The sequence below is a fragment of the Serratia sp. HRI genome (assembly GCF_010119335.3).
GTDB lineage: Bacteria > Pseudomonadota > Gammaproteobacteria > Enterobacterales > Enterobacteriaceae > Serratia > Serratia nevei.
Genome location: NZ_CP083690.1, coordinates 2,367,073 through 2,390,353 on the forward strand (window position 1 = coordinate 2,367,073; position 23,281 = coordinate 2,390,353).

General features: G+C 58.0%; 19 protein-coding genes, 2 tRNA genes, 3 rRNA genes and 1 riboswitch. Of the genes, 10 read left to right on the forward strand and 14 right to left on the reverse strand.

Going from position 1 to position 23,281, the window contains the following annotated elements; all coding sequences use genetic code 11:
- Positions 1-21: 21 nt before the first annotated feature.
- The 5 genes from rrf to GF111_RS11440 all read right to left on the reverse strand — a co-directional run bounded on the left by rrf (position 22) and on the right by GF111_RS11440 (position 5,248).
- Positions 22-137 (reverse strand): 5S ribosomal RNA (rrf, locus tag GF111_RS11420).
- 99 nt (positions 138-236) lie between these two features.
- Positions 237-3,144, reverse strand: a 23S ribosomal RNA gene (locus GF111_RS11425).
- A 207-nt stretch (positions 3,145-3,351) separates the two neighbouring features.
- Positions 3,352-3,427 (reverse strand) — tRNA-Ala (locus GF111_RS11430).
- A gap of 128 nt (positions 3,428-3,555) precedes the next feature.
- Positions 3,556-3,632: transfer RNA gene (locus GF111_RS11435), tRNA-Ile, on the reverse strand.
- A 74-nt stretch (positions 3,633-3,706) separates the two neighbouring features.
- Positions 3,707-5,248 (reverse strand): 16S ribosomal RNA (locus GF111_RS11440).
- The 16S, 23S and 5S rRNA genes sit together here with 2 tRNA genes alongside, the layout of an rRNA operon.
- A 636-nt stretch (positions 5,249-5,884) precedes the next feature.
- Between GF111_RS11440 and purH the strand changes: the two genes are divergently transcribed.
- Positions 5,885-7,474, forward strand: a complete 1,590-nt coding sequence (purH, locus tag GF111_RS11445; protein ID WP_100247391.1) for a bifunctional phosphoribosylaminoimidazolecarboxamide formyltransferase/IMP cyclohydrolase — start codon at positions 5,885-5,887, stop codon at positions 7,472-7,474.
- A gap of 48 nt (positions 7,475-7,522) precedes the next feature.
- Complete coding sequence (gene purD, locus GF111_RS11450) at positions 7,523-8,806, forward strand: phosphoribosylamine--glycine ligase (protein ID WP_047729328.1); 1,284 nt, start codon at positions 7,523-7,525, stop codon at positions 8,804-8,806.
- Between the two features lie 48 nt (positions 8,807-8,854).
- Here purD and GF111_RS11455 read toward each other — a convergent pair whose 3' ends face one another.
- The 6 genes from GF111_RS11455 to nudC all read right to left on the reverse strand — a co-directional run bounded on the left by GF111_RS11455 (position 8,855) and on the right by nudC (position 13,230).
- On the reverse strand, positions 8,855-9,526 hold the full coding sequence (locus tag GF111_RS11455; protein WP_102780024.1) for a DUF1481 domain-containing protein: 672 nt from the start codon (positions 9,524-9,526) through the stop codon (positions 8,855-8,857).
- 36 nt (positions 9,527-9,562) lie between these two features.
- Entirely contained in the window at positions 9,563-9,835 is a 273-nt protein-coding gene (hupA, locus tag GF111_RS11460) for a nucleoid-associated protein HU-alpha (protein ID WP_004929874.1), read from the reverse strand.
- A 189-nt stretch (positions 9,836-10,024) separates the two neighbouring features.
- Complete coding sequence (locus GF111_RS11465; protein WP_025160203.1) at positions 10,025-10,615, reverse strand: YjaG family protein; 591 nt, start codon at positions 10,613-10,615, stop codon at positions 10,025-10,027.
- Between the two features lie 48 nt (positions 10,616-10,663).
- Positions 10,664-11,350 (reverse strand): deoxyribonuclease V, encoded by a 687-nt coding sequence (gene nfi, locus GF111_RS11470; RefSeq protein WP_055317534.1) that lies wholly within the window; start codon positions 11,348-11,350, stop codon positions 10,664-10,666.
- Between the two features lie 9 nt (positions 11,351-11,359).
- Positions 11,360-12,424: a uroporphyrinogen decarboxylase gene (gene hemE, locus GF111_RS11475; protein WP_033636735.1), complete on the reverse strand. Its 1,065-nt coding sequence runs from the start codon at positions 12,422-12,424 to the stop codon at positions 11,360-11,362.
- A 38-nt stretch (positions 12,425-12,462) separates the two neighbouring features.
- A complete protein-coding gene (gene nudC, locus GF111_RS11480; protein ID WP_038872949.1) occupies positions 12,463-13,230 on the reverse strand; it encodes an NAD(+) diphosphatase in 768 nt (255 codons plus the stop codon).
- Positions 13,231-13,331: 101 nt separating this feature from the next.
- On the opposite strand from nudC, the gene GF111_RS11485 reads away from it, so the two are divergent.
- The 8 genes from GF111_RS11485 to GF111_RS11520 all read left to right on the forward strand — a co-directional run bounded on the left by GF111_RS11485 (position 13,332) and on the right by GF111_RS11520 (position 21,064).
- Positions 13,332-13,835, forward strand: coding sequence for an Rsd/AlgQ family anti-sigma factor (locus GF111_RS11485; protein ID WP_033655324.1), 504 nt, complete (start codon positions 13,332-13,334; stop codon positions 13,833-13,835).
- A gap of 39 nt (positions 13,836-13,874) precedes the next feature.
- Positions 13,875-13,999: riboswitch (TPP riboswitch) on the forward strand.
- 114 nt (positions 14,000-14,113) lie between these two features.
- A complete protein-coding gene (gene thiC / locus GF111_RS11490; RefSeq protein WP_147190664.1) occupies positions 14,114-16,057 on the forward strand; it encodes a phosphomethylpyrimidine synthase ThiC in 1,944 nt (647 codons plus the stop codon).
- On the forward strand, positions 16,050-16,700 hold the full coding sequence (gene thiE / locus GF111_RS11495; RefSeq protein WP_038872934.1) for a thiamine phosphate synthase: 651 nt from the start codon (positions 16,050-16,052) through the stop codon (positions 16,698-16,700). The genes thiC and thiE overlap by 8 nt, the downstream gene beginning before the upstream one ends.
- Entirely contained in the window at positions 16,693-17,442 is a 750-nt protein-coding gene (locus tag GF111_RS11500; protein ID WP_038872931.1) for a HesA/MoeB/ThiF family protein, read from the forward strand. Before thiE ends, GF111_RS11500 begins: the two co-directional genes overlap by 8 nt.
- Entirely contained in the window at positions 17,439-17,639 is a 201-nt protein-coding gene (gene thiS, locus GF111_RS11505) for a sulfur carrier protein ThiS (protein ID WP_038872928.1), read from the forward strand. The genes GF111_RS11500 and thiS overlap by 4 nt, the downstream gene beginning before the upstream one ends.
- Before the next feature lies 1 nt (position 17,640).
- Positions 17,641-18,420 (forward strand): thiazole synthase, encoded by a 780-nt coding sequence (locus GF111_RS11510; RefSeq protein WP_038872925.1) that lies wholly within the window; start codon positions 17,641-17,643, stop codon positions 18,418-18,420.
- The gene (gene thiH / locus GF111_RS11515; RefSeq protein ID WP_038872921.1) at positions 18,420-19,553 is read left to right on the forward strand and encodes a 2-iminoacetate synthase ThiH; all 1,134 of its coding nucleotides are present in this window, start codon (positions 18,420-18,422) and stop codon (positions 19,551-19,553) included. The genes GF111_RS11510 and thiH overlap by 1 nt, the downstream gene beginning before the upstream one ends.
- A gap of 815 nt (positions 19,554-20,368) precedes the next feature.
- Entirely contained in the window at positions 20,369-21,064 is a 696-nt protein-coding gene (locus GF111_RS11520; RefSeq protein WP_049193488.1) for a response regulator, read from the forward strand.
- On the opposite strand, the gene GF111_RS11525 is transcribed toward GF111_RS11520, so the two are convergent.
- Genes GF111_RS11525 through GF111_RS11535 form a run of 3 tightly spaced genes read right to left on the reverse strand, consistent with a single transcriptional unit; the run spans position 21,050 to position 23,236 of the window.
- The gene (locus GF111_RS11525) at positions 21,050-22,324 is read right to left on the reverse strand and encodes a sensor histidine kinase KdpD (RefSeq protein ID WP_147190666.1); all 1,275 of its coding nucleotides are present in this window, start codon (positions 22,322-22,324) and stop codon (positions 21,050-21,052) included. The two genes, GF111_RS11520 and GF111_RS11525, sit on opposite strands and share 15 nt — an antisense overlap.
- Position 22,325: 1 nt before the next feature.
- Entirely contained in the window at positions 22,326-22,790 is a 465-nt protein-coding gene (locus tag GF111_RS11530) for an oxidoreductase (protein ID WP_147190669.1), read from the reverse strand.
- Complete coding sequence (locus tag GF111_RS11535; protein ID WP_049202132.1) at positions 22,790-23,236, reverse strand: GNAT family N-acetyltransferase; 447 nt, start codon at positions 23,234-23,236, stop codon at positions 22,790-22,792. The genes GF111_RS11530 and GF111_RS11535 overlap by 1 nt, the downstream gene beginning before the upstream one ends.
- Positions 23,237-23,281: the final 45 nt, after the last annotated feature.

Genomic DNA, 23,281 nt, shown 5'->3' on the forward strand with positions numbered 1-23,281 from the left:
GGGCTTTCGGCTTGGTTTGATGCCTGGCAGTGTCCTACTCTCGCATGGGGAGACCCCACACTACCATCGGCGCTACGGCGTTTCACTTCTGAGTTCGGCATGGGGTCAGGTGGGACCACCGCGCTATTGCCGCCAGGCAAATTCTGTTTTATTCCAACCGCTTCACTCTCCTGAAGCCATCAGAACCAATCTCGGAACTTCGCTGAAAATCTCTCTAAAAACACCTTCGGTGTTGTAAGGTTAAGCCTCACGGATCATTAGTACTGGTTAGCTCAATGCATCGCTGCACTTACACACCCAGCCTATCAACGTCTTAGTCTTAAACGTTCCTTCAGGGGCCTTAAAGGCCCAGGGAAGACTCATCTTGAGGCAAGTTTCGCGCTTAGATGCTTTCAGCGCTTATCTTTTCCGCACTTAGCTACCGGGCAATGCCATTGGCATGACAACCCGAACACCAGTGGTGCGTTCACTCCGGTCCTCTCGTACTAGGAGCAACCCCTCTCAATCTTCCAACGCCCACGGCAGATAGGGACCGAACTGTCTCACGACGTTCTAAACCCAGCTCGCGTACCACTTTAAATGGCGAACAGCCATACCCTTGGGACCTACTTCAGCCCCAGGATGTGATGAGCCGACATCGAGGTGCCAAACACCGCCGTCGATATGAACTCTTGGGCGGTATCAGCCTGTTATCCCCGGAGTACCTTTTATCCGTTGAGCGATGGCCCTTCCATTCAGAACCACCGGATCACTAAGACCTACTTTCGTACCTGCTCGAGCCGTCACTCTCGCAGTCAAGCTAGCTTATGCCTTTGCACTAACCTCACGATGTCCGACCGTGATTAGCTAACCTTCGTGCTCCTCCGTTACTCTTTGGGAGGAGACCGCCCCAGTCAAACTACCCACCAGACACTGTCCTCACCCCAGATTATGGGGCCGAGTTAGAACATCAAACATTAAAGGGTGGTATTTCAAGGATGGCTCCACGCAGACTGGCGTCCACGCTTCAAAGCCTCCCACCTATCCTACACATCAAGGCTCAATGTTCAGTGTCAAGCTATAGTAAAGGTTCACGGGGTCTTTCCGTCTTGCCGCGGGTACACTGCATCTTCACAGCGAGTTCAATTTCACTGAGTCTCGGGTGGAGACAGCCTGGCCATCATTACGCCATTCGTGCAGGTCGGAACTTACCCGACAAGGAATTTCGCTACCTTAGGACCGTTATAGTTACGGCCGCCGTTTACTGGGGCTTCGATCAAGAGCTTCGCCTTGCGGCTGACCCCATCAATTAACCTTCCAGCACCGGGCAGGCGTCACACCGTATACGTCCACTTTCGTGTTTGCACAGTGCTGTGTTTTTATTAAACAGTTGCAGCCAGCTGGTATCTTCGACTGGCTTCAGCTCCATCCGCGAAGGACTTCACCTACATGCCAGCGTGCCTTCTCCCGAAGTTACGGCACCATTTTGCCTAGTTCCTTCACCCGAGTTCTCTCAAGCGCCTTGGTATTCTCTACCTGACCACCTGTGTCGGTTTGGGGTACGATTCAATGTTACCTGGAGCTTAGAGGCTTTTCCTGGAAGCAGGGCATCAACTACTTCTGCACCGTAGTGCATCGTCATCACGCCTCAGGGTTGATATGCAACCGGATTTACCAGGTCACACCCCCTACACGCTTAAACCGGGACAACCGTCGCCCGGCTAGCCTAGCCTTCTCCGTCCCCCCTTCGCAGTAACACCAAGTACAGGAATATTAACCTGTTTCCCATCGACTACGCTTTTCAGCCTCGCCTTAGGGGTCGACTCACCCTGCCCCGATTAACGTTGGACAGGAACCCTTGGTCTTCCGGCGAGCGGGCTTTTCACCCGCTTTATCGTTACTTATGTCAGCATTCGCACTTCTGATACCTCCAGCAACCCTCACAGGCCACCTTCAACGGCTTACAGAACGCTCCCCTACCCAACAACGCCTAAGCGTCGCTGCCGCAGCTTCGGTGCATGGTTTAGCCCCGTTACATCTTCCGCGCAGGCCGACTCGACCAGTGAGCTATTACGCTTTCTTTAAATGATGGCTGCTTCTAAGCCAACATCCTGGCTGTCTATGCCTTCCCACATCGTTTCCCACTTAACCATGACTTTGGGACCTTAGCTGGCGGTCTGGGTTGTTTCCCTCTTCACGACGGACGTTAGCACCCGCCGTGTGTCTCCCGTGATAACATTCTTCGGTATTCGGAGTTTGCATCGGTTTGGTAAGCCGGGATGGCCCCCTAGCCGAAACAGTGCTCTACCCCCGAAGATGAGTTCACGAGGCGCTACCTAAATAGCTTTCGGGGAGAACCAGCTATCTCCCGGTTTGATTGGCCTTTCACCCCCAGCCACAAGTCATCCGCTAATTTTTCAACATTAGTCGGTTCGGTCCTCCAGTTAGTGTTACCCAACCTTCAACCTGCCCATGGCTAGATCACCGGGTTTCGGGTCTATACCTTGCAACTATTCGCCCAGTTAAGACTCGGTTTCCCTACGGCTCCCCTATACGGTTAACCTTGCTACAAAATATAAGTCGCTGACCCATTATACAAAAGGTACGCAGTCACACCACGAAGGTGCTCCCACTGCTTGTACGTACACGGTTTCAGGTTCTATTTCACTCCCCTCGCCGGGGTTCTTTTCGCCTTTCCCTCACGGTACTGGTTCACTATCGGTCAGTCAGGAGTATTTAGCCTTGGAGGATGGTCCCCCCATATTCAGACAGGATGTCACGTGTCCCGCCCTACTCATCGAACTCACGACCTGTGCATTTTAGTGTACGGGGCTATCACCCTTTGCTGCGCGACTTTCCAGACGCTTCCACTAACACACAAGCCGATTCAGGTTCTGGGCTCCTCCCCGTTCGCTCGCCGCTACTGGGGGAATCTCGGTTGATTTCTTTTCCTCGGGGTACTTAGATGTTTCAGTTCCCCCGGTTCGCCTCATGCCACTATGTATTCATGACATGATAGTGTGTCGAAACACACTGGGTTTCCCCATTCGGGTATCGCCGGTTGTAACGGTTCATATCACCTTACCGACGCTTTTCGCAGATTAGCACGCCCTTCATCGCCTCTGACTGCCTAGGCATCCACCGTGTACGCTTAGTCACTTAACCTCACAACCCGAAGATGTTTCCATCGTTCGTGCTGCAAACATTTGAGAGACTCTATGACAGGTTACTCTTTACCCCAATACTTCTACGGAGGGATAAATTTCAGCCGTCATGTTTCAATTTTCAGCTTGTTCCAGATTGTTAAAGAGCAAAATACTTCGCAGCATACTGTTTCCAATATACTCTGAAGTATTGAAATACCGGACTATATGGTGGAGCTAAGCGGGATCGAACCGCTGACCTCCTGCGTGCAAGGCAGGCGCTCTCCCAGCTGAGCTATAGCCCCATACAGTCGCTGAAACACCTTTGGACTACCAACTCGTAAAAGAGTTAATTCTTTCTTAGGCAAGGCATGCGAAAGGGAAGTTTACCTGGGTAAACGACCGCGCGCATAACGCAGCATAAGGGAGAATTTGGTAGGCCTGAGTGGACTTGAACCACCGACCTCACCCTTATCAGGGGTGCGCTCTAACCACCTGAGCTACAAGCCTATAAAGGTATTTCTGCTCGTTACTTTCTATCAGACAATCTGTGTGAGCACGCCACTCGAACTAATATCTTTAGGTAAGGAGGTGATCCAACCGCAGGTTCCCCTACGGTTACCTTGTTACGACTTCACCCCAGTCATGAATCACAAAGTGGTAAGCGCCCTCCCGAAGGTTAAGCTACCTACTTCTTTTGCAACCCACTCCCATGGTGTGACGGGCGGTGTGTACAAGGCCCGGGAACGTATTCACCGTAGCATTCTGATCTACGATTACTAGCGATTCCGACTTCATGGAGTCGAGTTGCAGACTCCAATCCGGACTACGACATACTTTATGAGGTCCGCTTGCTCTCGCGAGGTCGCTTCTCTTTGTATATGCCATTGTAGCACGTGTGTAGCCCTACTCGTAAGGGCCATGATGACTTGACGTCATCCCCACCTTCCTCCAGTTTATCACTGGCAGTCTCCTTTGAGTTCCCGGCCGAACCGCTGGCAACAAAGGATAAGGGTTGCGCTCGTTGCGGGACTTAACCCAACATTTCACAACACGAGCTGACGACAGCCATGCAGCACCTGTCTCAGAGTTCCCGAAGGCACCAATCCATCTCTGGAAAGTTCTCTGGATGTCAAGAGTAGGTAAGGTTCTTCGCGTTGCATCGAATTAAACCACATGCTCCACCGCTTGTGCGGGCCCCCGTCAATTCATTTGAGTTTTAACCTTGCGGCCGTACTCCCCAGGCGGTCGATTTAACGCGTTAGCTCCGGAAGCCACGCCTCAAGGGCACAACCTCCAAATCGACATCGTTTACAGCGTGGACTACCAGGGTATCTAATCCTGTTTGCTCCCCACGCTTTCGCACCTGAGCGTCAGTCTTCGTCCAGGGGGCCGCCTTCGCCACCGGTATTCCTCCAGATCTCTACGCATTTCACCGCTACACCTGGAATTCTACCCCCCTCTACGAGACTCTAGCTTGCCAGTTTCAAATGCAGTTCCCAGGTTGAGCCCGGGGATTTCACATCTGACTTAACAAACCGCCTGCGTGCGCTTTACGCCCAGTAATTCCGATTAACGCTTGCACCCTCCGTATTACCGCGGCTGCTGGCACGGAGTTAGCCGGTGCTTCTTCTGCGAGTAACGTCAATTGATGAACGTATTAAGTTCACCACCTTCCTCCTCGCTGAAAGTGCTTTACAACCCGAAGGCCTTCTTCACACACGCGGCATGGCTGCATCAGGCTTGCGCCCATTGTGCAATATTCCCCACTGCTGCCTCCCGTAGGAGTCTGGACCGTGTCTCAGTTCCAGTGTGGCTGGTCATCCTCTCAGACCAGCTAGGGATCGTCGCCTAGGTGAGCCATTACCCCACCTACTAGCTAATCCCATCTGGGCACATCTGATGGCAAGAGGCCCGAAGGTCCCCCTCTTTGGTCTTGCGACGTTATGCGGTATTAGCTACCGTTTCCAGTAGTTATCCCCCTCCATCAGGCAGTTTCCCAGACATTACTCACCCGTCCGCCGCTCGTCACCCAGGGAGCAAGCTCCCCTGTGCTACCGCTCGACTTGCATGTGTTAAGCCTGCCGCCAGCGTTCAATCTGAGCCATGATCAAACTCTTCAATTAAAAGCTTGATTTGCTTCCACTCGAGAAGCGATGCTCAAAGATTTACTGCATGAATTTTACTTCAGTTAGTCACTCTTCAAGACTTGATATTTTTTTGCATCCGAAGATGCTGGATATCGTCTTGTGGAGTGCCCACACAGATTGTCTGATAAATTGTTAAAGAGCAGTGAGTTAGGCGCTTTCGCTTGCTAACTCGAGGTGGCGTATATTACGCTTTCCTCTTTCAGAGTCAACCCTAATTTTTAGGATTTTTTCTCTGCGACCCCCGGATACTCTGTGAAGTTGTTCACATGTTCCGTGTCGATGGAGGCGCATTATAGGGAGTTCCTCGCAGGCCGCAACAGGTATTTTCAGCAAAAACGATCGTTCGCTGCATTCCACAGCAAAACCCCGCCTTATACCAACTTGCACACAGTGTTATCCACAGATGCGATTTGCACGGAAAATTTACGAGCGCCACGCAAACGTTTTCGCTACAATTCCCCGCGACGAAACGATCCCCCTTTTTATGGGGGCGTTACCTGAATATGTGCCTGACCCTCCCTTTATAAGGCAAAAAACCTTCCTTATAGAGAGAACGAGGTGGACATTCACGTAACGCTCTTTAATTGCGACTCAAAGCCAAGGGATAAAACCATGCAACAACCTCGTCCAATCCGCCGGGCCCTGCTCAGCGTGTCTGACAAAGCCGGTATCGTTGAATTCGCCGAAGCGCTTTCCCAGCGCGGCGTTGAACTGCTCTCCACCGGCGGTACCGCCCGCCTGCTGGCAGACGCCGGTCTGCCCGTTACCGAAGTATCCGACTACACCGGCTTCCCGGAAATGATGGACGGACGAGTTAAGACCCTGCACCCGAAAGTTCACGGCGGTATCCTCGGCCGCCGCGGCCAGGACGACGCCGTCATGAACCAGCATGACATCAAGCCTATCGACATGGTGGTCGTCAATCTGTACCCGTTCGCCCAAACCGTGGCGCGCCCGGATTGCTCGCTGGAAGACGCGGTCGAGAATATCGATATCGGCGGCCCGACCATGGTGCGCTCCGCCGCCAAGAACCATAAAGACGTTGCCATCGTGGTGAAGAGCAGCGACTACGCCGCCATCATTACCGAGATGGACAACAACGACGGCTCGCTGCGCTATGCCACCCGCTTCGATCTCGCCATCAAGGCCTTCGAGCACACCGCCGCCTACGACAGCATGATCGCCAACTACTTCGGCGCGCTGGTGCCGGCGTACCACGGCGAGACCGAACAGCCGTCCGGCCGCTTCCCGCGTACCCTGAACCTCAACTACATCAAGAAGCAGGATATGCGCTACGGTGAGAACAGCCACCAGCAGGCCGCCTTCTATATAGAAGAAGAGGTAAAGGAAGCGTCCGTCGCGACCGCCGAGCAGCTGCAGGGCAAGGCGCTGTCCTATAACAACATCGCCGATACCGACGCCGCGCTGGAATGCGTGAAAGAGTTCGCCGAGCCGGCCTGCGTGATCGTCAAACACGCCAACCCTTGCGGCGTGGCGATCGGCGACGACATCCTGGCCGCCTACGAGCGCGCTTACCAAACCGACCCGACCTCCGCCTTTGGCGGCATCATCGCCTTTAACCGCGAGCTGGATGCCGCCACCGCGCAGGCGATCATCAGCCGCCAATTCGTGGAAGTGATCATCGCACCAAACGTCACCCAGGAAGCGCGCTCCCTGCTGGCAGCCAAGCAGAACGTGCGTGTGCTGGCCTGCGGCCAGTGGCAGCAACGCGTGGCGGGGCTGGACTTCAAACGCGTCAACGGCGGCCTGCTGGTGCAGGATCGCGATCTCGGCATGGTGACCGCCGCCGATCTGCGTGTGGTATCCGAGCGCCAGCCGACCGAACAGGAACTGCGCGACGCGCTGTTCTGCTGGAAAGTGGCCAAGTTCGTGAAATCCAATGCCATCGTTTATGCACGTGACAACATGACCATCGGCATAGGCGCCGGCCAGATGAGCCGCGTTTACTCCGCCAAGATCGCCGGCATCAAAGCAAGCGACGAAGGGCTGGAAGTGAAAGGGTCTGCCATGGCCTCCGATGCCTTCTTCCCGTTCCGCGACGGCATCGACGCCGCGGCGGCGGTCGGCATTACCTGCGTGATCCAGCCGGGCGGCTCTATCCGCGACGACGAAGTGATCGCCGCCGCCAACGAACACGGCATCGCCATGATCTTTACCGACATGCGTCACTTCCGCCATTAATTCCTTTTGCCGCGTGCGCTCCGGCGCACGCCATTCGTGGAGCCCCTGATGAACATTTTGATTATCGGCAACGGCGGGCGCGAGCACGCGCTGGCCTGGAAAGCCGCCCAGTCTCCGCTGGCGGATAAAGTCTACGTTGCGCCGGGCAATGCCGGCACCGCGCTGGAAGCCAATCTGGAAAACGTGGCGATCGCCGCCACCGACATCCCTGCGCTGGTCGCTTTCGCCCAGAGCCATGACATCGGTCTGACCATCGTCGGGCCGGAAGCGCCGCTGGTGATCGGCGTGGTCGACGCCTTTCAGGCCGTCGGCCTGAAAATCTTTGGCCCGTCGCAGGCCGCCGCGCAGCTCGAAGGCTCCAAAGCCTTCACCAAGGATTTCCTGGCGCGCCACCGCATCCCGACCGCCGAATATGAAAACTTCACCGAGGTGGAGCCGGCACTGGCCTATGTGCGCCGCAAAGGCGCACCGATCGTCATCAAGGCTGATGGCCTGGCGGCCGGTAAAGGCGTGATCGTCGCGATGACGTTGCAGGAAGCGGAAGAAGCCGTGCGTGACATGCTGGCCGGCAACGCCTTCGGCGACGCCGGTCATCGCATCGTGGTGGAAGAGTTCCTTGATGGTGAAGAGGCCAGCTTCATCGTGATGGTCGACGGCGAGAACGTGGTGCCGATGGCCACCAGCCAGGACCACAAGCGCGTCGGCGACGGCGACACCGGCCCGAACACCGGCGGCATGGGCGCCTACTCCCCGGCGCCGGTCGTGACCGACGAAATCCACCGGCGCGCCATGGACCAGGTGATCTGGCCGACGGTGCGCGGCATGGCGGCGGAAGGCAACACCTACGTCGGCTTCCTTTACGCCGGCCTGATGATCGCCGCCGACGGCCAGCCGAAGGTGATCGAATTCAACTGTCGTTTCGGCGATCCGGAAACCCAGCCGATCATGCTGCGCCTGCGTTCCGATCTGGTGGAACTGTGCCTGGCGGGCGCGGAAGGCCGCCTGAACGAGAAAAGCTCCGACTGGGACGAACGCCCTGCGCTCGGCGTAGTGCTGGCGGCCGGCGGTTATCCGGGCGACTATCGCAACGGCGAAGTTATCCAGGGATTGCCGCAGCAGGAAAGCGCCGACGGTAAGGTGTTCCATGCCGGTACACGCCTGCAGGGCAAAGACGTCGTCACCAGCGGCGGCCGCGTGCTGTGCGTAACCGCGCTGGGCGACACCGTGGCTCAGGCGCAGCAACGCGCCTACCAGCTGGCCGAAGGCATTGAGTGGCCGGGCAGCTTCTGCCGCAAAGACATCGGTTATCGCGCGATTGCGCGCGGCAAGTGATTGACCGTATAAGGTCATGACGAGAGGCTCCGCAGCGCGGGGCCTTTTTTATAGCTGGTCTTCTTTCGGTTCCCAGCTGCAGAAGTCGTCGTTCGCTACCAGCAGCAGTTCGCTGCCTTCCGGCGCTTCCAACCAGGCGACACTCACCGGCCGGCTGCTGCTGCGGGCGCGTTTTTCGATCCAGGCGATGGCGGTGGCATCCAACCCAGGTTTTAAGCGCTGGCCGTCGCAGGTTTGCACCTCGCCCTGCATCCAACGCCCCTGCAGCAACTTCACCTTGCCGGCGCGCAGCGCATTGCTCACTTCGAGGATCCGCCGCGCCTGATATTGGTACAGGGCGATTTCATCGCGGGTCAGCGGCTCGCGGCGTGTCGCCAGCTGGCGCTGCATAAAGCTCACCGTGCCGTCGTCGGCAAAGCGCAGTTGAATAGAATCTCGATCGCCGTCAGCGTCGTTACGTTTGATTTGGCGCAGCACGTCGCCCTGATAGGTGTATAGCGTGGTGATGGTACCCGGACCGCGGTAAGGGCTGTAGACGCTGACCAACACCTGCGGACGGTGTTGCTCATCGTCTTTACGCCACAGGCGTATCACGCCCTGATCGGCCACGAAGCCGCTGGCGGTAAAGCTGGGAATATCGGAATGGAAACTGCAGGCGCTCAGGCCGACGGCGATGCCAACGGCCATGAGCACCCGACGAGTAAACAAAAGGGGCGCCATCGCCCCTCTGTTTAATCTTTTCACCGAGGCGCGGTCTTATTTAACAGCGTCTTTCAGTGCTTTGCCAGAAACGAACGCAGGCACGTTGGCTGCTGCGATTTTGATTTCTTTGCCAGTCTGCGGGTTGCGGCCAGTGCGCTCGCTACGATGGTTTACTTTGAAAGTACCGAAGCCAACCAATTGTACTGCATCACCTTCTTTCAGAGACTCAGTAATAGCAGCCAGGGTGGATTCCAGAGCCAGTTTAGCTTGTGCTTTGGAAAGGTCAGCCTTGTCCGCGATTACATCAATCAGTTGAGTCTTGTTCATAAGTTATCCTTACAGTGTGTTTATCGTTTGCAAAGCATCGAGTGCGACGGATATGCCGATTGACAGCACTCTCCTGCATACACGCACCGATAGCCACTTTTTTTACGCCCCCCAAATGTAGACCAGACAGGGTGCGGATGTGAAGCCTTAAGGCATGACAAATCAGGCGTTAAATCACGTTTTGTTGCCTTATTGCGCTAAATTTATCCCGATGTTGCTGACACCCGCCTCTCGCAGGTCGGATCGCAGCCCCTTGATCAGGTCTATATCGCGCTCTTCACAGGCGTCCAACAGGCGGAAAATTTCCCATTGAATGTCCCATTCTTCCTCTACCGCAGGCAAACTTTCCAACTCTTCGTCGGTCATTTCCTTACCGGCTTGGGTCATTTCCAACATCGCCACGGTGCGAATCGATGTTTCGCTGATGGCGATGGCGTGCTCCAGCGTCTCCCCGCCGAGCCGCGAATGGATCAGTTCCCCTAATGCGATACAGGCATCAATTGCCGGGTAAACGCCGTAAAGATCGTAATCTTCCGCCGACGGAATCGCCTCTTCCAACTTCTCGAGCTGGCTGTCGAAGTTGACCTTGGCATCCTTCACTACCAGCGTTTCCCACACCAAATCCAGAATGCGGCGATAAACCGCCGGATCGCCGAACTCGGTCTGTTTGCAGAACATCTGGTAATTCGGGTACATACGCTCGCACAAACTGGCCATAAAGGTCAAATGTTGCCAGGCCTCGAGCCGTTCCAGGCGTAAATGAATCGGGTTACGTAGCATGCTTTACTCTCTTACGCGTTATCTGCGGCGCAGTGTACCCGAAATCGCTCATGGCGACACCTCCGGATGCTGCTGCAACCACCGCTGAAACGCCGGACGACGCGATGCGATGGCGTCGGCCCAGCGGGTCGGCTCGGGTAAACGGTAGCCCGCCATGCAGCGTTGCACCCACGCCAGCGCGCTGTCGGCGCCCACGCGATGCCCGGTGGAGATGAACAGCGGGTTGCAACGCGCCTTGCTGCGCCACACCCAGCCCAGCTGTTCACCCTTATCTTCCAGCGGCGCCAGCGCGCCGACGGCGGCGTCCAGCGGTGCAAATTTGCCGCACAGGCGCTTCTTGGCCACGCCGACAGTCGGCACATCGACCAGCAGGCCGAAATGGCTGGCGACGCCGAGACGCCGCGGATGCGAAATGCCATGCCCATCGACGAAGATCAGCCCCGGTTTCTGCTGCAGCTGCGCCCAGGCGGCCAACAGCGCCGGGTATTCGCGAAACGACAGGAAGCCCGGGATGTAGGGCATGACGGTGGCGATACGTGCCACCTGATACTCCACCAGCTCCAGCGACGGATAGCGCAGAATGGCGATGGCGGCGCGCGTCACCGCCCCCTCTTGTTCGAAGCCCACGTCGGCGCCGGCGATGAAGGCCGGCGGTTCGGCCGGCAGATCGTCGTAGCGAATGACTTCAGCCGCGCGCCGCAGCTGTTCGGCGCGCAGGGCCGCCATATCGGTCACATCGGATCCTTAACGGTGGTATTTCGCCGAGTGCGCGTGTACCGCCTCGACGAAGGCGCCGGCGTGCTCCGGCGGCACATCCTGATGGATGCCGTGGCCCAGGTTGAACACATGGCCGTTGCCGTGGCCAAAACCGGCCAGAATGGTCTCCACCTCTTCTGCGATACGCGCCGGGGAGGCATACAGCATCGACGGATCCATATTGCCCTGCAGCGCCACTTTGTCGCCGACGCGCCGACGCGCGTCGGCGATGTCGGTGGTCCAATCCAGCCCCAACGCATCGCAGCCGGTGGCGGCCATCGCCTCCAGCCACTGCCCGCCGCCTTTGGTGAACAGCGTCACCGGCACGCGGCGGCCGTCGTTTTCACGCAGCAACCCGTCGACGATCTTGTGCATGTAGTGCAAAGAGAACTCGCGGTAATCGCGCCCGGTCAGTACGCCGCCCCAGGTGTCGAACACCATCACCGACTGCGCGCCGGCTTTAATCTGGGCATTGAGGTACAGGATCACGCTGTCCGCCAGCTTGTCCAGCAACAGGTGCAGCGTGGCCGGTTCGGCATACATCATCTTCTTCAGCTTGGTGAAGGCCTTGCTGCTGCCGCCTTCGACCATATAAGTCGCCAGCGTCCACGGGCTGCCGGAGAAACCGATCAGCGGCACTTCGCCCTTCAGCTCGCGGCGAATGGTACGCACCGCGTTCATCACATAACCCAGCTCCACTTCCGGATCGAACACCGGCAGCTTGTCGACGTCGGCGCGGCAGGTCACGGGGGAGCTGAAACGCGGGCCTTCGCCGGCTTCAAAGTACAGGCCGAGCCCCATGGCGTCGGGAATGGTGAGAATGTCGGAGAACAGGATGGCGGCGTCCAGCGCATAGCGGCGCAGCGGCTGCAGCGTGACCTCGCAGGCCAGCTCCGCGTTCTTGCACAGCGACATGAAATCACCGGCCTGGGCGCGGGTCGCCTTGTACTCCGGTAAATAACGACCGGCCTGACGCATCATCCATACGGGGGTCACATCCACCGGCTGGCGCAGCAGCGCGCGCAGGTAGCGATCGTTCTTCAACTCAGTCATTTCTGGGGCTCCCTTAATAATCTGCCGGCCATTGTACATTATTCTGCCCGGCACAGCGCCACGGTGTCCTCAATCAACCGGCGCGCCACGGTGCCGGGCGGCGGCAACAGCGGCAGCTGGTCGTAGCGATACCAGCCGGCGTTGAGCAGCTCCTTGGGATCGTGGCGAATGTCACCCTGATGGTAATCGGCCATAAAGGCCATCATCAGCGAGTGTGGGAACGGCCAGGGTTGTGAAGTGACGTAGCGCAGGTTCTTGATTTCAATATTGCTCTCTTCCATCACTTCGCGCACCACCGCCTGCTCCAGCGTTTCGCCCACTTCGACGAAGCCGGCCAGCACCGTGTGGATACCGCCGCGATGGCGCACGTGTTGCGCCAGCAGGATCTGATCGTCGCGCCGAATGGCGACGATCACGCAGGGTGCAATCTGCGGGTAGTACCGCTCTTTGCAGTGGCCGCACAGACAGGCGCTTTCGGTGCGGCTGAGGTGCATTTCATGGCCGCAATAGCCGCAGTAGCGATGAGAGCGGTAGAAATCCGCCAGCTGCACGCCGCGCCCGGCAAGCTGGAACAGACCGCGATCCTGATCCAACAACTGACGCACCGATCCCATCTCCCGCGGCATCGCCTGGCGCACCAGCCAAACCGGCGCGCCCTCCCATTCACCGATGGTGCGCGCCATGTGGCCCTGCAGCCCGAGGGCGGCGGCCTTCCCCGACGGCAATTCACCGTTTGGTAACCAAAGTTTGCTTTCATGGCTGACGATCCACCAGCCGTTTTCATTGCCCGTTAATGCAAGTTCCATATCGTTGTTGCACAACCTCAGCTTCACTGGCACTCTACAAATCGGCTTTGTTACATTTTAATAACTTACCGGTTACTTTTATTACTTACACGGAGTCAAACATGCTCAACCGTTTGGAAAGGCTGACTCAGCGCGTTGGCGGTAGTAATGAATTAGTTGATCAATGGCTTCAGGCCCGCAAACAGTTGCTGGTCGCCTACTGCACGCTGGTAGGCCTCAAACCGAATAAAGAAAAGCATACGCCGCTGAATGAAAAAGCGCTGGAGAACTTTTGCCACAACCTGGTGGATTACCTCTCCGCAGGGCATTTTCATATCTATGACAGAATTATCAAACAAGTGGAAGGCGCGGCCAGTCCGAAAATGTCGCTGGCGGTGAACATCTACCCCAAGCTGTGGGCCAATACCGAACAGATCATGGCGTTCCACGATCGCTATACCGAAGTGGATATCGATCAGGAGATTTGTCTGGAATTCCACCAGGCCCTGTCGGATATCGGCGAAACGCTGGCGGCACGCTTTGCGCTGGAAGATAAGCTGATCCTGCTGGAAGCGGAGGCCGCGCAGCAACCGCTGCCGGACCAGGCGCTGGATCCCGCGCGTTAAAATTTTATAGTTTTTTTTCTTATCCCTCCTATACTGGGGGGCATCTTGTCGGAGTGCCTAGCGCCTGATTTGTTCATCGAATCAGCCAGGCTGAGACCGTTAATTCGGGATCCGCGGAACCTGATCGGGTTAATACCCGCGAAGGGAACAAGAGTAATCTATCGCCACAGGCACGGCCTTCCCCTTGCGGGCGCCCTGCCTTATCGGCCACCATCATTACTCCCTCCGAGCTCCAGACAAGCAACTTTCCCAACCCAACACACTGGTAGGAACTTGCTATGTCTAACGTTAATCCACCGCGCGCCCGTAAAGCGCAACGCGAAGCCGCCCAGCAGTTTATCGACACCCTGCAAGGCATGGCTTTCCCGAACTCACGCCGCATCTATCTCCAGGGCTCGCGCAGCGATATCCAGGTGCCTATGCGCGAAATTCAGCTCAGCCCGACCCTGGTCGGCGGCAGCAAAGACAACCCACAGTATGAACCCAACGAGGCGATCCCGGTGTATGACACCGCCGGCCCCTACGGCGATCCGCAGGCCGAGCTCGACGTGCACGCCGGCCTGGCCAAGCTGCGTACCGGCTGGATCGACGCGCGCGGCGATACCGCCACCCTAAGCGGCGCCAGTTCCGGCTTTACCCAACAGCGGCTGGCGGACGAGGGGCTGGATCACCTGCGCTTCGAACATCTGCCGCTGCCGCGCAGGGCGCTGCCGGGCAAGTGTGTGACCCAGCTGCACTATGCCCGCGCCGGTATCGTCACCCCAGAGATGGAGTTCATCGCCATCCGTGAAAACATGGGGCGCGAGCGCATTCGCGGCGAGGTGCTGCGCCACCAGCATCCGGGCCAAAGCTGGGGCGCCAACCTGCCGGACAACATCACGCCGGAGTTCGTGCGTCAGGAAGTGGCCGCCGGCCGCGCCATCATTCCCGCCAACATCAACCATCCAGAAGCAGAGCCGATGATCATCGGCCGCAATTTCCTGGTGAAGGTGAACGCCAATATCGGCAACTCGGCGGTCACGTCGTCGATCGAAGAAGAGGTGGAGAAGCTGGTGTGGTCCACCCGCTGGGGCGCGGACACCGTGATGGATCTCTCTACCGGCCGCTATATTCACGAAACCCGCGAGTGGATCCTGCGCAACAGCCCAGTGCCCATCGGCACCGTGCCGATCTACCAGGCACTGGAGAAGGTCAACGGCGTGGCGGAAAACCTCACCTGGGCGATGTTCCGCGATACGCTGCTGGAACAGGCGGAGCAAGGGGTCGACTACTTCACCATCCACGCCGGCGTGCTGCTGCGCTACGTGCCGATGACCGCCAAACGCCTGACCGGCATCGTATCGCGCGGTGGCTCGATCATGGCCAAATGGTGTCTGTCGCACCATCAGGAAAACTTCCTCTATCAGCACTTCCGTGAAATCTGCGAGATCTGCGCCGCCTACGACGTTTCGCTGTCGCTCGGCGACGGCCTGCGCCCCGGCTCGATTCAGGACGCCAACGACGAAGCCCAGTTTGCCGAGCTGCATACGCTGGGCGAGCTGACCAAAATTGCCTGGGAATACGACGTGCAGGTGATGATCGAAGGCCCGGGCCACGTGCCGATGCAGATGATCCGCCGCAACATGACTGAAGAGCTGAAACACTGCCACGAAGCGCCGTTCTACACCCTCGGCCCGCTGACCACCGATATCGCCCCGGGCTATGACCATTTCACCTCCGGCATCGGCGCGGCAATGATCGGCTGGTTCGGCTGCGCCATGCTGTGTTACGTCACGCCGAAAGAGCACCTCGGCCTACCGAACAAAGAAGACGTCAAGCAGGGCCTGATCACCTATAAGATCGCCGCTCACGCCGCCGATCTGGCCAAAGGCCATCCGGGCGCGCAGATCCGCGATAACGCCATGTCCAAGGCGCGTTTCGAATTCCGCTGGGAGGATCAGTTCAATCTGGCGCTCGATCCGGCCACCGCGCGCGCCTATCACGACGAAACCCTGCCGCAGGAATCCGGCAAGGTCGCCCACTTCTGCTCGATGTGCGGGCCGAAATTCTGCTCGATGAAGATTTCGCAGGAGGTGCGCGACTACGCCGCCGCCCAGGAGGCCACCAAGCCGATCGAAGTGCAGCTGACCGGCATGGAGAAAATGTCCGCCGAGTTCCGCGCCCGCGGCAGCGAGCTGTATCACAGCGCCGGCACCCTGCAAGAGGAGACAAGCAATGACTGATATCACGACCCCCTTCCCGGCTACGCCCCACAAACTGGGGCTTTACCCAGTCGTCGACAGCGTGGAATGGATCGCTCGTCTGCTGGAGGCCGGCGTCACCACGATCCAGCTGCGCATCAAGGATCTGCCGGATGAGCAGGTCGAAGAGGACATCGCTGCCGCCATCGCGCTGGGCCGGCGTTATCAAGCGCGACTGTTCATCAACGACTACTGGCGGCTGGCGATCAAGCACGGCGCCTACGGCGTGCATCTGGGCCAGGAAGATCTCGATACCACCGATCTGGCGGCCATTCACCGCGCCGGGCTGCGGCTCGGCGTGTCCACCCATGACGACGCGGAGCTGGCGCGCGCGCTGGCGGTGAAACCCTCCTACATCGCGCTGGGGCACATCTTCCCCACCCAAACCAAAGACATGCCTTCGGCGCCGCAGGGGCTGACGGAGTTGAAACGCCACATCGCCGGCCTGGCGGATTACCCGACGGTGGCGATCGGCGGGATCAGCATCGATCGCGTACCGGCGGTGCTGGCGTGCGGCGTCGGCAGCGTGGCGGTGGTCAGCGCCATCACCCAGGCGCCGGACTGGCGTGCGGCGACGGCCGAGCTGCTGAGGCTGATCGAAGGCGAGGGCCCAAACGATGCTTAACGATCAGGAATTCCTGCGCTACAGCCGCCAGCTGCTGCTGGAGGACGTCGGCCCGGAAGGCCAGGAGAGGCTCAAGCGCGCCACGGTGCTGATCGTCGGTTTGGGCGGGCTCGGTTCCCCGGCTTCGCTGTATCTGGCCGCCGCCGGCGTCGGCACGCTGCTGTTGGCCGACGACGACCAGCTGCACGTCACCAACCTGCAGCGGCAAATCCTCTACCGCAGCGCCGATACCGCCACCGGCAAGGCGGCGCTGGCGCAACGCCATCTGCAGGCGCTGAATCCGTTGGTGGAATCCATCCCGCTGGCGCAGCGGCTGGAGGGGCAAGCGCTGCGCGACGCGGTCGCCCGCGCCGATCTGGTGCTGGACTGCTGCGACAATATGGCGACCCGTCATGAGGTCAATGCCGCCTGCATCGCCGCCGCCAAGCCGCTGATCAGCGGCAGCGCGGTCGGTTTCAGCGGCCAGTTGCTGGTGCTCGAGCCGCCCTATGCGCACGGCTGCTACGCCTGCCTGTACCCGGAGCAGGAAGAACCGCAGCGCAACTGCCGCACCGCCGGGGTACTCGGCCCGGTAGTCGGCGTGATCGGCACCCTGCAAGCGCTGGAGGCCATCAAGATGCTGTCCGGCATGCCTTGCTCCCTCAGCGGTAAACTGCGGCTGTTCGACGGCAAGCAGCAGAGCTGGAGCACACTGCAACTGAGCCAGGCCCGCGCCTGCCCGGTATGCGGAGGCGCGGCATGAAAATCCGTCTGAACGACCAACTGCTGGAGCTGGCGCAGCCGCTCAGCGTCGCCGCCCTGCTGACCCAGCTGGAACGCCACCAGCCGGGCACCGCGCTGGCTATCAATCAAACCATCATCCCGCGCGCCGACTGGGCCGACCATCAGGTGCAGGACGGTGACGACATTTTGCTGTTTCAAGCGATCGCCGGAGGCTGACATGCTGAAAATCGCCGATACCACTTTTACCTCGCGCCTGTTCACCGGCACCGGCAAGTTCGCCACCCCGGCGTTGATGCTGGAGGCGCTGGCGGCCTCCGGCTCACAGCTGGTGACCATGGCCATGAAGCGCGTCGATCTGCGCGGCGGCAACGACGCCATTTTGGCGCCGCTGCAGCAGTTGGGCGCCCGGCTGCTGCCCAACACCTCCGGCGCCAAAACCGCCGCCGAAGCGGTGTTCGCCGCCCGGCTGGCGCGTGAAGCGCTCGGCACCCACTGGGTGAAGCTGGAGATCCATCCCGATGTGAAATACCTGCTGCCGGATCCGATAGAAACGTTGAAGGCGGCGGAAACGCTGGTAAAAGACGGTTTTGTGGTGCTGCCCTACTGCGGTGCCGATCCGGTGCTGTGCAAACGGCTGGAAGAGGTGGGCTGTGCGGCGGTGATGCCGCTCGGCGCCCCTATCGGCTCCAACCGCGGTCTGCGCACCCGTGACTTCCTCGAGATCATCATCGAGCAGGCCAAGGTGCCGGTGGTGGTCGACGCCGGCATCGGCGCGCCGAGCCACGCGCTGGAAGCGATGGAACTGGGCGCCGACGCGGTGCTGGTGAATACCGCCATCGCCGTGGCGCACGACCCGGTGCAAATGGCGCGGGCGTTTCGCCTGGCGCTGGAGGCCGGCGAGCTGGCGCGCAGCGCCGGATTGGGCGCTAGCCAGCGCGGTGCGGCCGCCTCAAGCCCGCTGACCGCCTTCCTCAGCCAGCCGGAGGAGGCACAGTGATGGGCGACGATTTCAGTAGCCGCTGGCAACAGCTGGATTGGGACGACATTACGCTGCGCATCAACGGCAAAACCGCACGCGACGTGGAACGCGCGTTGAACGCCGACAAGCTGACGCGCGACGACTTTATGGCGCTGATCTCTCCCGCCGCCGCGCCGTATCTGGAACCGCTGGCGCAGCGCGCGCAGCAGCTGACCCGTCAGCGCTTCGGCAACGTCGTCAGCTTCTATGTGCCGCTGTACCTCTCTAACCTGTGTGCCAACGACTGCACCTACTGTGGCTTTTCGATGAGCAACCGCATCAAGCGCAAAACGCTCGATGCGGCGGAGATCGCACGCGAGTGCGAAGCCATCAAGGCGCTGGGGTTCGAACACTTGTTGCTGGTCACCGGCGAGCATCAGACCAAGGTTGGCATGGACTATTTCCGTCAGCACATTCCGGCGATCCGCCGCCACTTCAGCTCGCTGATGATGGAAGTTCAGCCGCTGGCGCAGGACGAGTACGCCGAACTGAAAGCGCTGGGCCTGGACGGCGTGCTGGTGTATCAGGAAACCTACCATCCGGCCACCTATCTGCAGCACCATCTGCGCGGCCAGAAGCAGGATTTCCATTGGCGTCTGGCCACGCCGGATCGCCTGGGGCGCGCCGGGATCGACAAGATCGGCCTCGGCGCGTTGATCGGCCTGTCCAACAGCTGGCGCACCGACTGTTACCTGCTGGCGGAACATCTGTTCTACCTGCAGCAAACCTACTGGCAGAGCCGCTACTCGATCTCGTTCCCGCGCCTGCGCCCCTGCGCCGGCGGCATTGAGCCGGCGTCGATCATGAGCGAGCCTCAGCTGGTGCAGCTGATCTGCGCCTTCCGGCTGTTCGCGCCGGACGTTGAGCTGTCGCTGTCTACGCGTGAGTCGCCGTACTTCCGCGATCATATGATCCCGGTAGCGATCAACAGCGTCAGCGCCGGATCCAAGACGCAGCCCGGCGGCTATGCCGACGACGTACCGCCGGAGTTGGAACAGTTCGAGCCGCACGACGGCCGCACGCCGCAGCAGGTCGCCGAGGCCATCAGCAATGCTGGGCTGCAGCCGGTGTGGAAAGACTGGGACGATTATCTGGGACGCAGCGCGCAATAAGCGGCAACGTTTACCGCCGCGTGAAGAAAACGCTGGAACGACCGCGCAATGCCAAACGGTGGCGCTGGCGCCGGCAGGCCCGCCGGCTATAGTGGCCTTGCCGGCCGCCAAACCCGGCGCCGGCCGGGGCCGTCTCCCTCTCGATGGCCCCGCCTTATCCCATCCCGGATCGCGCCGGAGATTCTCCTGCGCGACACCGGGCCCTCGTCCGCGGCAACGCGCATATGGCATATCGCAGCCTGTAAGGGTGTACGGACAGGTTGTCTTGTCGGCTAAAGGACATGTGGCATAACGGTGCTCGGCACTCACTCAGCGGTGAGACTCAGAGGACGCTGTTGCGGTAGAAAAGTGGGGAAAGAGGAAAAAGAAGGTACAGCGACGAAGAGAGGTTCGAGTAGTCATCCCCGGTGCTGCCAATGGCCCTGGTGTTGGCCGCGGATCTTTTTGCCGCCTGCTCCCTGCTTACGGACAAGAGCAGGCGGTTTATTTTGTGAGACTGGCACCCCCCCAGGACGCGAATCACACAGTATGTGCGCTAATTAACCACATAAACGGTTAAATGTGAATGTCTTTTGAGTGTTTTTTTATTTATTATCGAGTGTTTTATGAGTTTGCCAAGGAAAATCAAACTGATATCGCCGCAAGCTCCGGAGCATCATCTATAATCCAGCACGGGTTCTTGCGCAGGTTTTTCAGCGCTCGCGGTCAACATCAAAAAAGCCAAGGTTGTCATGAAGAAAACGCCAAATTACATCGATGCAATCAGCGCGTTGCTCACTCTGAAAGGAGTTGGCGACAGAAAGCATGCCTCCACGATGGCCAACATACTGAACCTTCAATACAACAGCGCCAAACAGAAACTGGATGGCAAAAGAGGCATTACCCTCGATGAAGTCAAAAAGGTTTTCCAGTATTTCAACGAGCCCTTTGCCGGCCAAAGGACGCATAACGGCGTCTTTATCATGAACAGCATTCACAAGCGCTGCAACATTGAGGTCGACGAGTGCCCGGTCACGCAAGCGGACAACGACGAAACCTACGCCTACAAAAAAGACGATCTTTTTATCATCAGCACCAATCGGGAACATGCCGCCGATGCTCCGCTATACAAAGTCAACAAGATAGACTTCCTGCCGGCCCCGCGTATCGCGATCCTGGATAATGACGGCGATATTCTCGAACTGTTGAAGAAGATCGCCAGCCGATACGGCATCGAGACTGAGACCTTTCAGACGGCGGACGCCATGCTGGCCGCGCTGGAACAGCAGTCCTTTGAGGCGTTTATTCTGGACTGGCTGTTGGATTTCGGCGAGACCTCCGAACGCGTCGTGAAAAAAATTAAAGACGTTCTCGATCCGCACGCCCGCATTATTATTCTGACCGGCCAGCTGAATCACTACGAGAAAAACATCGGCGATATGATCCTGCACTATGACGTGCACCTGGTGGAAAAACCGACCAAGCCGCTGATTATCTCCTCGCTGCTGCTGTCGAATCTATTCTTTAATTAGTTTGACCGGGATGCGGATCAAAAACGATGAGCCTACTCCTTCGACGGATTTGGCTTTAATGGTGCCTTTCATCGTCGTGACGTAATTTTTGATAATGGTCAGCCCCAGCCCCAACCCCTGCCGCGTTTCCCTTTCCACCCCCTGATTGAACGCCTTATATAACCTATCCAGGTTATCGACGTTAAACCCGATGCCGGTATCTTTTACCCGCAAATACAGGTTGCCGTGGCACAGCTTCACATTGAGGGTAACCACGCCCCGGTGGGTAAATTTGTCCGCGTTGCTGAGCAGGTTGGCCAATATTCGGTAGAGCTTGTATTTATCAGAACCAATCAGGCCGGCATAAGACGAACGGTGAATCACGAGGCGATTGCCGCGCCCGGCGCCGATGCCGGTTACGGCATCGTCCACCACCTCATTCAGCCGGAAGGTAGAAATATTGATTTTAACTTCTCCCATCTCAAGCCGAGAATAATCCATCACCTCGCGCGTTTGTTCGGCGATCTTATTACCGTGATAGGAGATCAGGCGGGCTTCTTTTTTCAGCTCTTCCTGCGCCAGCTCGTGTTCCATGATATCTGCGGCAATGACGATGGCCTGGGTCGAGCCGGCGATCTCGTGGTAGATGGAAGAAATAAAGATGTTCTTGTTCTTGATGATCTCTTTCAACGAGAAGGCATTCCTCAGCACCAGGAACATCATCAGGAACACCAAAATCAGCGAAAAGAGGGCGAACATCTCGGCTTTACTCGAGTTGTCCTGAATGATGCCTTTCACTTCGGTAAAGTTTTTAATCTGTATCCGATAAATAATTTCCTGGATATCGACCAGCGTACCCTCGATATCATCCATATAAGAGAGAATGTCCGCCTTGTTTTTCTGCCCCACCAGCAAGCCGGTGGAGAGATCGTCCAACACGCGGTACTGCAGCTTCAACAGCGCAACATTCTTGATGAACTCGTCGTCGTAATAAAAAGAGTCGCTGAAGGTCGAACGGCTCTCCAGGATCTGAATCTTAGAGTAGAAGATTTTCTTTTTGATCTGGAAGGCGTCGTAGTCGTTGTTTTCACTGAGCAGCAGCGCGGTTTTGGTCCTTTCAAACGCCAGAAAAAGGATCTCGGCCACCGAGTAGTTGTCCAGATTGGGCTCGATTTGCTTGTAGCGCTCTTTTACGCCGCCGAAGTTAATGGCAATCAACAAAATCAATAAGGAGAAGATGGCAACCAACGCGATAAGAGTACCGATCAGTTTTTTGCTCATCTTATTTCAGCTCCAGCCGTTTAACTTGCCAGACGGTTTTCGCATTCACATCCAGGTTATTCAGCTCGGCGTAGCCATCGCGCGGATAAATAATGGCGAACGGCCCCAGCTCCCCAACGTCTATCGGCTTGCCACCGCGCTGATAGGCGACGATCACGCGGTATTTAATCATCTCGTCAATCGGCATCGAGTAGGAGTAATCGTCCCAGGCGAAAGCGCGCACCGACTGGCCTTTCAGGTGATAGGCTTTCACCAGCTCGGCAAACTCAACGCCGGTAAACGTATCTTCCGGGGTGAAATTGGTCGAGGTTTTAATCGTGTGCACCGGCATTTCCTCCAGCATCTGCCGGGTTATCTTGATCTTCTCGCCGTCGAGCGGTTTCAGGTAAAAATAGTCAACTGCCGCATACAGCGGTGCGCTGAACAGCGAAAGCAGCAGTAACGTCATCAATCCTTTGATTGTCATTATTCACCCTCTTTACGTTTCACCAGTTCAGCCTGGCCAAACTCATCCTGCCCGACCACGGCCCAGCCGTGATGTTGATAAAAGCCTTCGGCTTTGGAGCCAGGATCGGTGGTTAAGTGGATAGCTTCAGCGCCGTGCTCAAACATCCAGTGAGTGACCCGGGCCAGCAAGGCGGAGCCGATCCCCTTCGACTGGTATTCCGGCTTCACGAACAGACCACCGATCAGCGGTTCAGGGATGAATAGCCCGAAGCCAACGCCGGCATAGTCGTCGCCATGCTTGCAGATCCAGCCGCCGCCCTGGTTGATGTCCTCCAGCGCCTGTTTGCGCTGCAGGTACTGGATCTGATGCGGGTGCAGCAGGTTTTCTTCAACGGAAAAGCGGATCTCATACAGGTAAGGCAGGTGTTGCGCCGTCAATTTTTCGAAGGTAATGAGGCTGTCCATGTTCGCACTGTCCTTGGTTGTCTGGTAAAAAGCGCCGGTCAATTT

Excerpts from the sequence above, each read along its gene's own strand:
- purH (WP_100247391.1), top strand. The coding sequence starts at position 5,885 with ATGCAACAACCTCGTCCAATCCGCCGGGCCCTGCTCAGCGTGTCTGAC.
- purD (WP_047729328.1), top strand. The coding sequence starts at position 7,523 with ATGAACATTTTGATTATCGGCAACGGCGGGCGCGAGCACGCGCTGGCC.
- GF111_RS11455 (WP_102780024.1), bottom strand. The coding sequence starts at position 9,526 with ATGGCGCCCCTTTTGTTTACTCGTCGGGTGCTCATGGCCGTTGGCATC.
- hupA (WP_004929874.1), bottom strand. The coding sequence starts at position 9,835 with ATGAACAAGACTCAACTGATTGATGTAATCGCGGACAAGGCTGACCTT.
- GF111_RS11465 (WP_025160203.1), bottom strand. The coding sequence starts at position 10,615 with ATGCTACGTAACCCGATTCATTTACGCCTGGAACGGCTCGAGGCCTGG.
- hemE (WP_033636735.1), bottom strand. The coding sequence starts at position 12,424 with ATGACTGAGTTGAAGAACGATCGCTACCTGCGCGCGCTGCTGCGCCAG.
- nudC (WP_038872949.1), bottom strand. The coding sequence starts at position 13,230 with ATGGAACTTGCATTAACGGGCAATGAAAACGGCTGGTGGATCGTCAGC.
- GF111_RS11485 (WP_033655324.1), top strand. The coding sequence starts at position 13,332 with ATGCTCAACCGTTTGGAAAGGCTGACTCAGCGCGTTGGCGGTAGTAAT.
- thiC (WP_147190664.1), top strand. The coding sequence starts at position 14,114 with ATGTCTAACGTTAATCCACCGCGCGCCCGTAAAGCGCAACGCGAAGCC.
- thiE (WP_038872934.1), top strand. The coding sequence starts at position 16,050 with ATGACTGATATCACGACCCCCTTCCCGGCTACGCCCCACAAACTGGGG.
- GF111_RS11500 (WP_038872931.1), top strand. The coding sequence starts at position 16,693 with ATGCTTAACGATCAGGAATTCCTGCGCTACAGCCGCCAGCTGCTGCTG.
- thiS (WP_038872928.1), top strand. The coding sequence starts at position 17,439 with ATGAAAATCCGTCTGAACGACCAACTGCTGGAGCTGGCGCAGCCGCTC.
- GF111_RS11510 (WP_038872925.1), top strand. The coding sequence starts at position 17,641 with ATGCTGAAAATCGCCGATACCACTTTTACCTCGCGCCTGTTCACCGGC.
- thiH (WP_038872921.1), top strand. The coding sequence starts at position 18,420 with ATGGGCGACGATTTCAGTAGCCGCTGGCAACAGCTGGATTGGGACGAC.
- GF111_RS11520 (WP_049193488.1), top strand. The coding sequence starts at position 20,369 with ATGGCCAACATACTGAACCTTCAATACAACAGCGCCAAACAGAAACTG.
- GF111_RS11525 (WP_147190666.1), bottom strand. The coding sequence starts at position 22,324 with ATGAGCAAAAAACTGATCGGTACTCTTATCGCGTTGGTTGCCATCTTC.
- GF111_RS11530 (WP_147190669.1), bottom strand. The coding sequence starts at position 22,790 with ATGACAATCAAAGGATTGATGACGTTACTGCTGCTTTCGCTGTTCAGC.
- GF111_RS11535 (WP_049202132.1), bottom strand. The coding sequence starts at position 23,236 with ATGGACAGCCTCATTACCTTCGAAAAATTGACGGCGCAACACCTGCCT.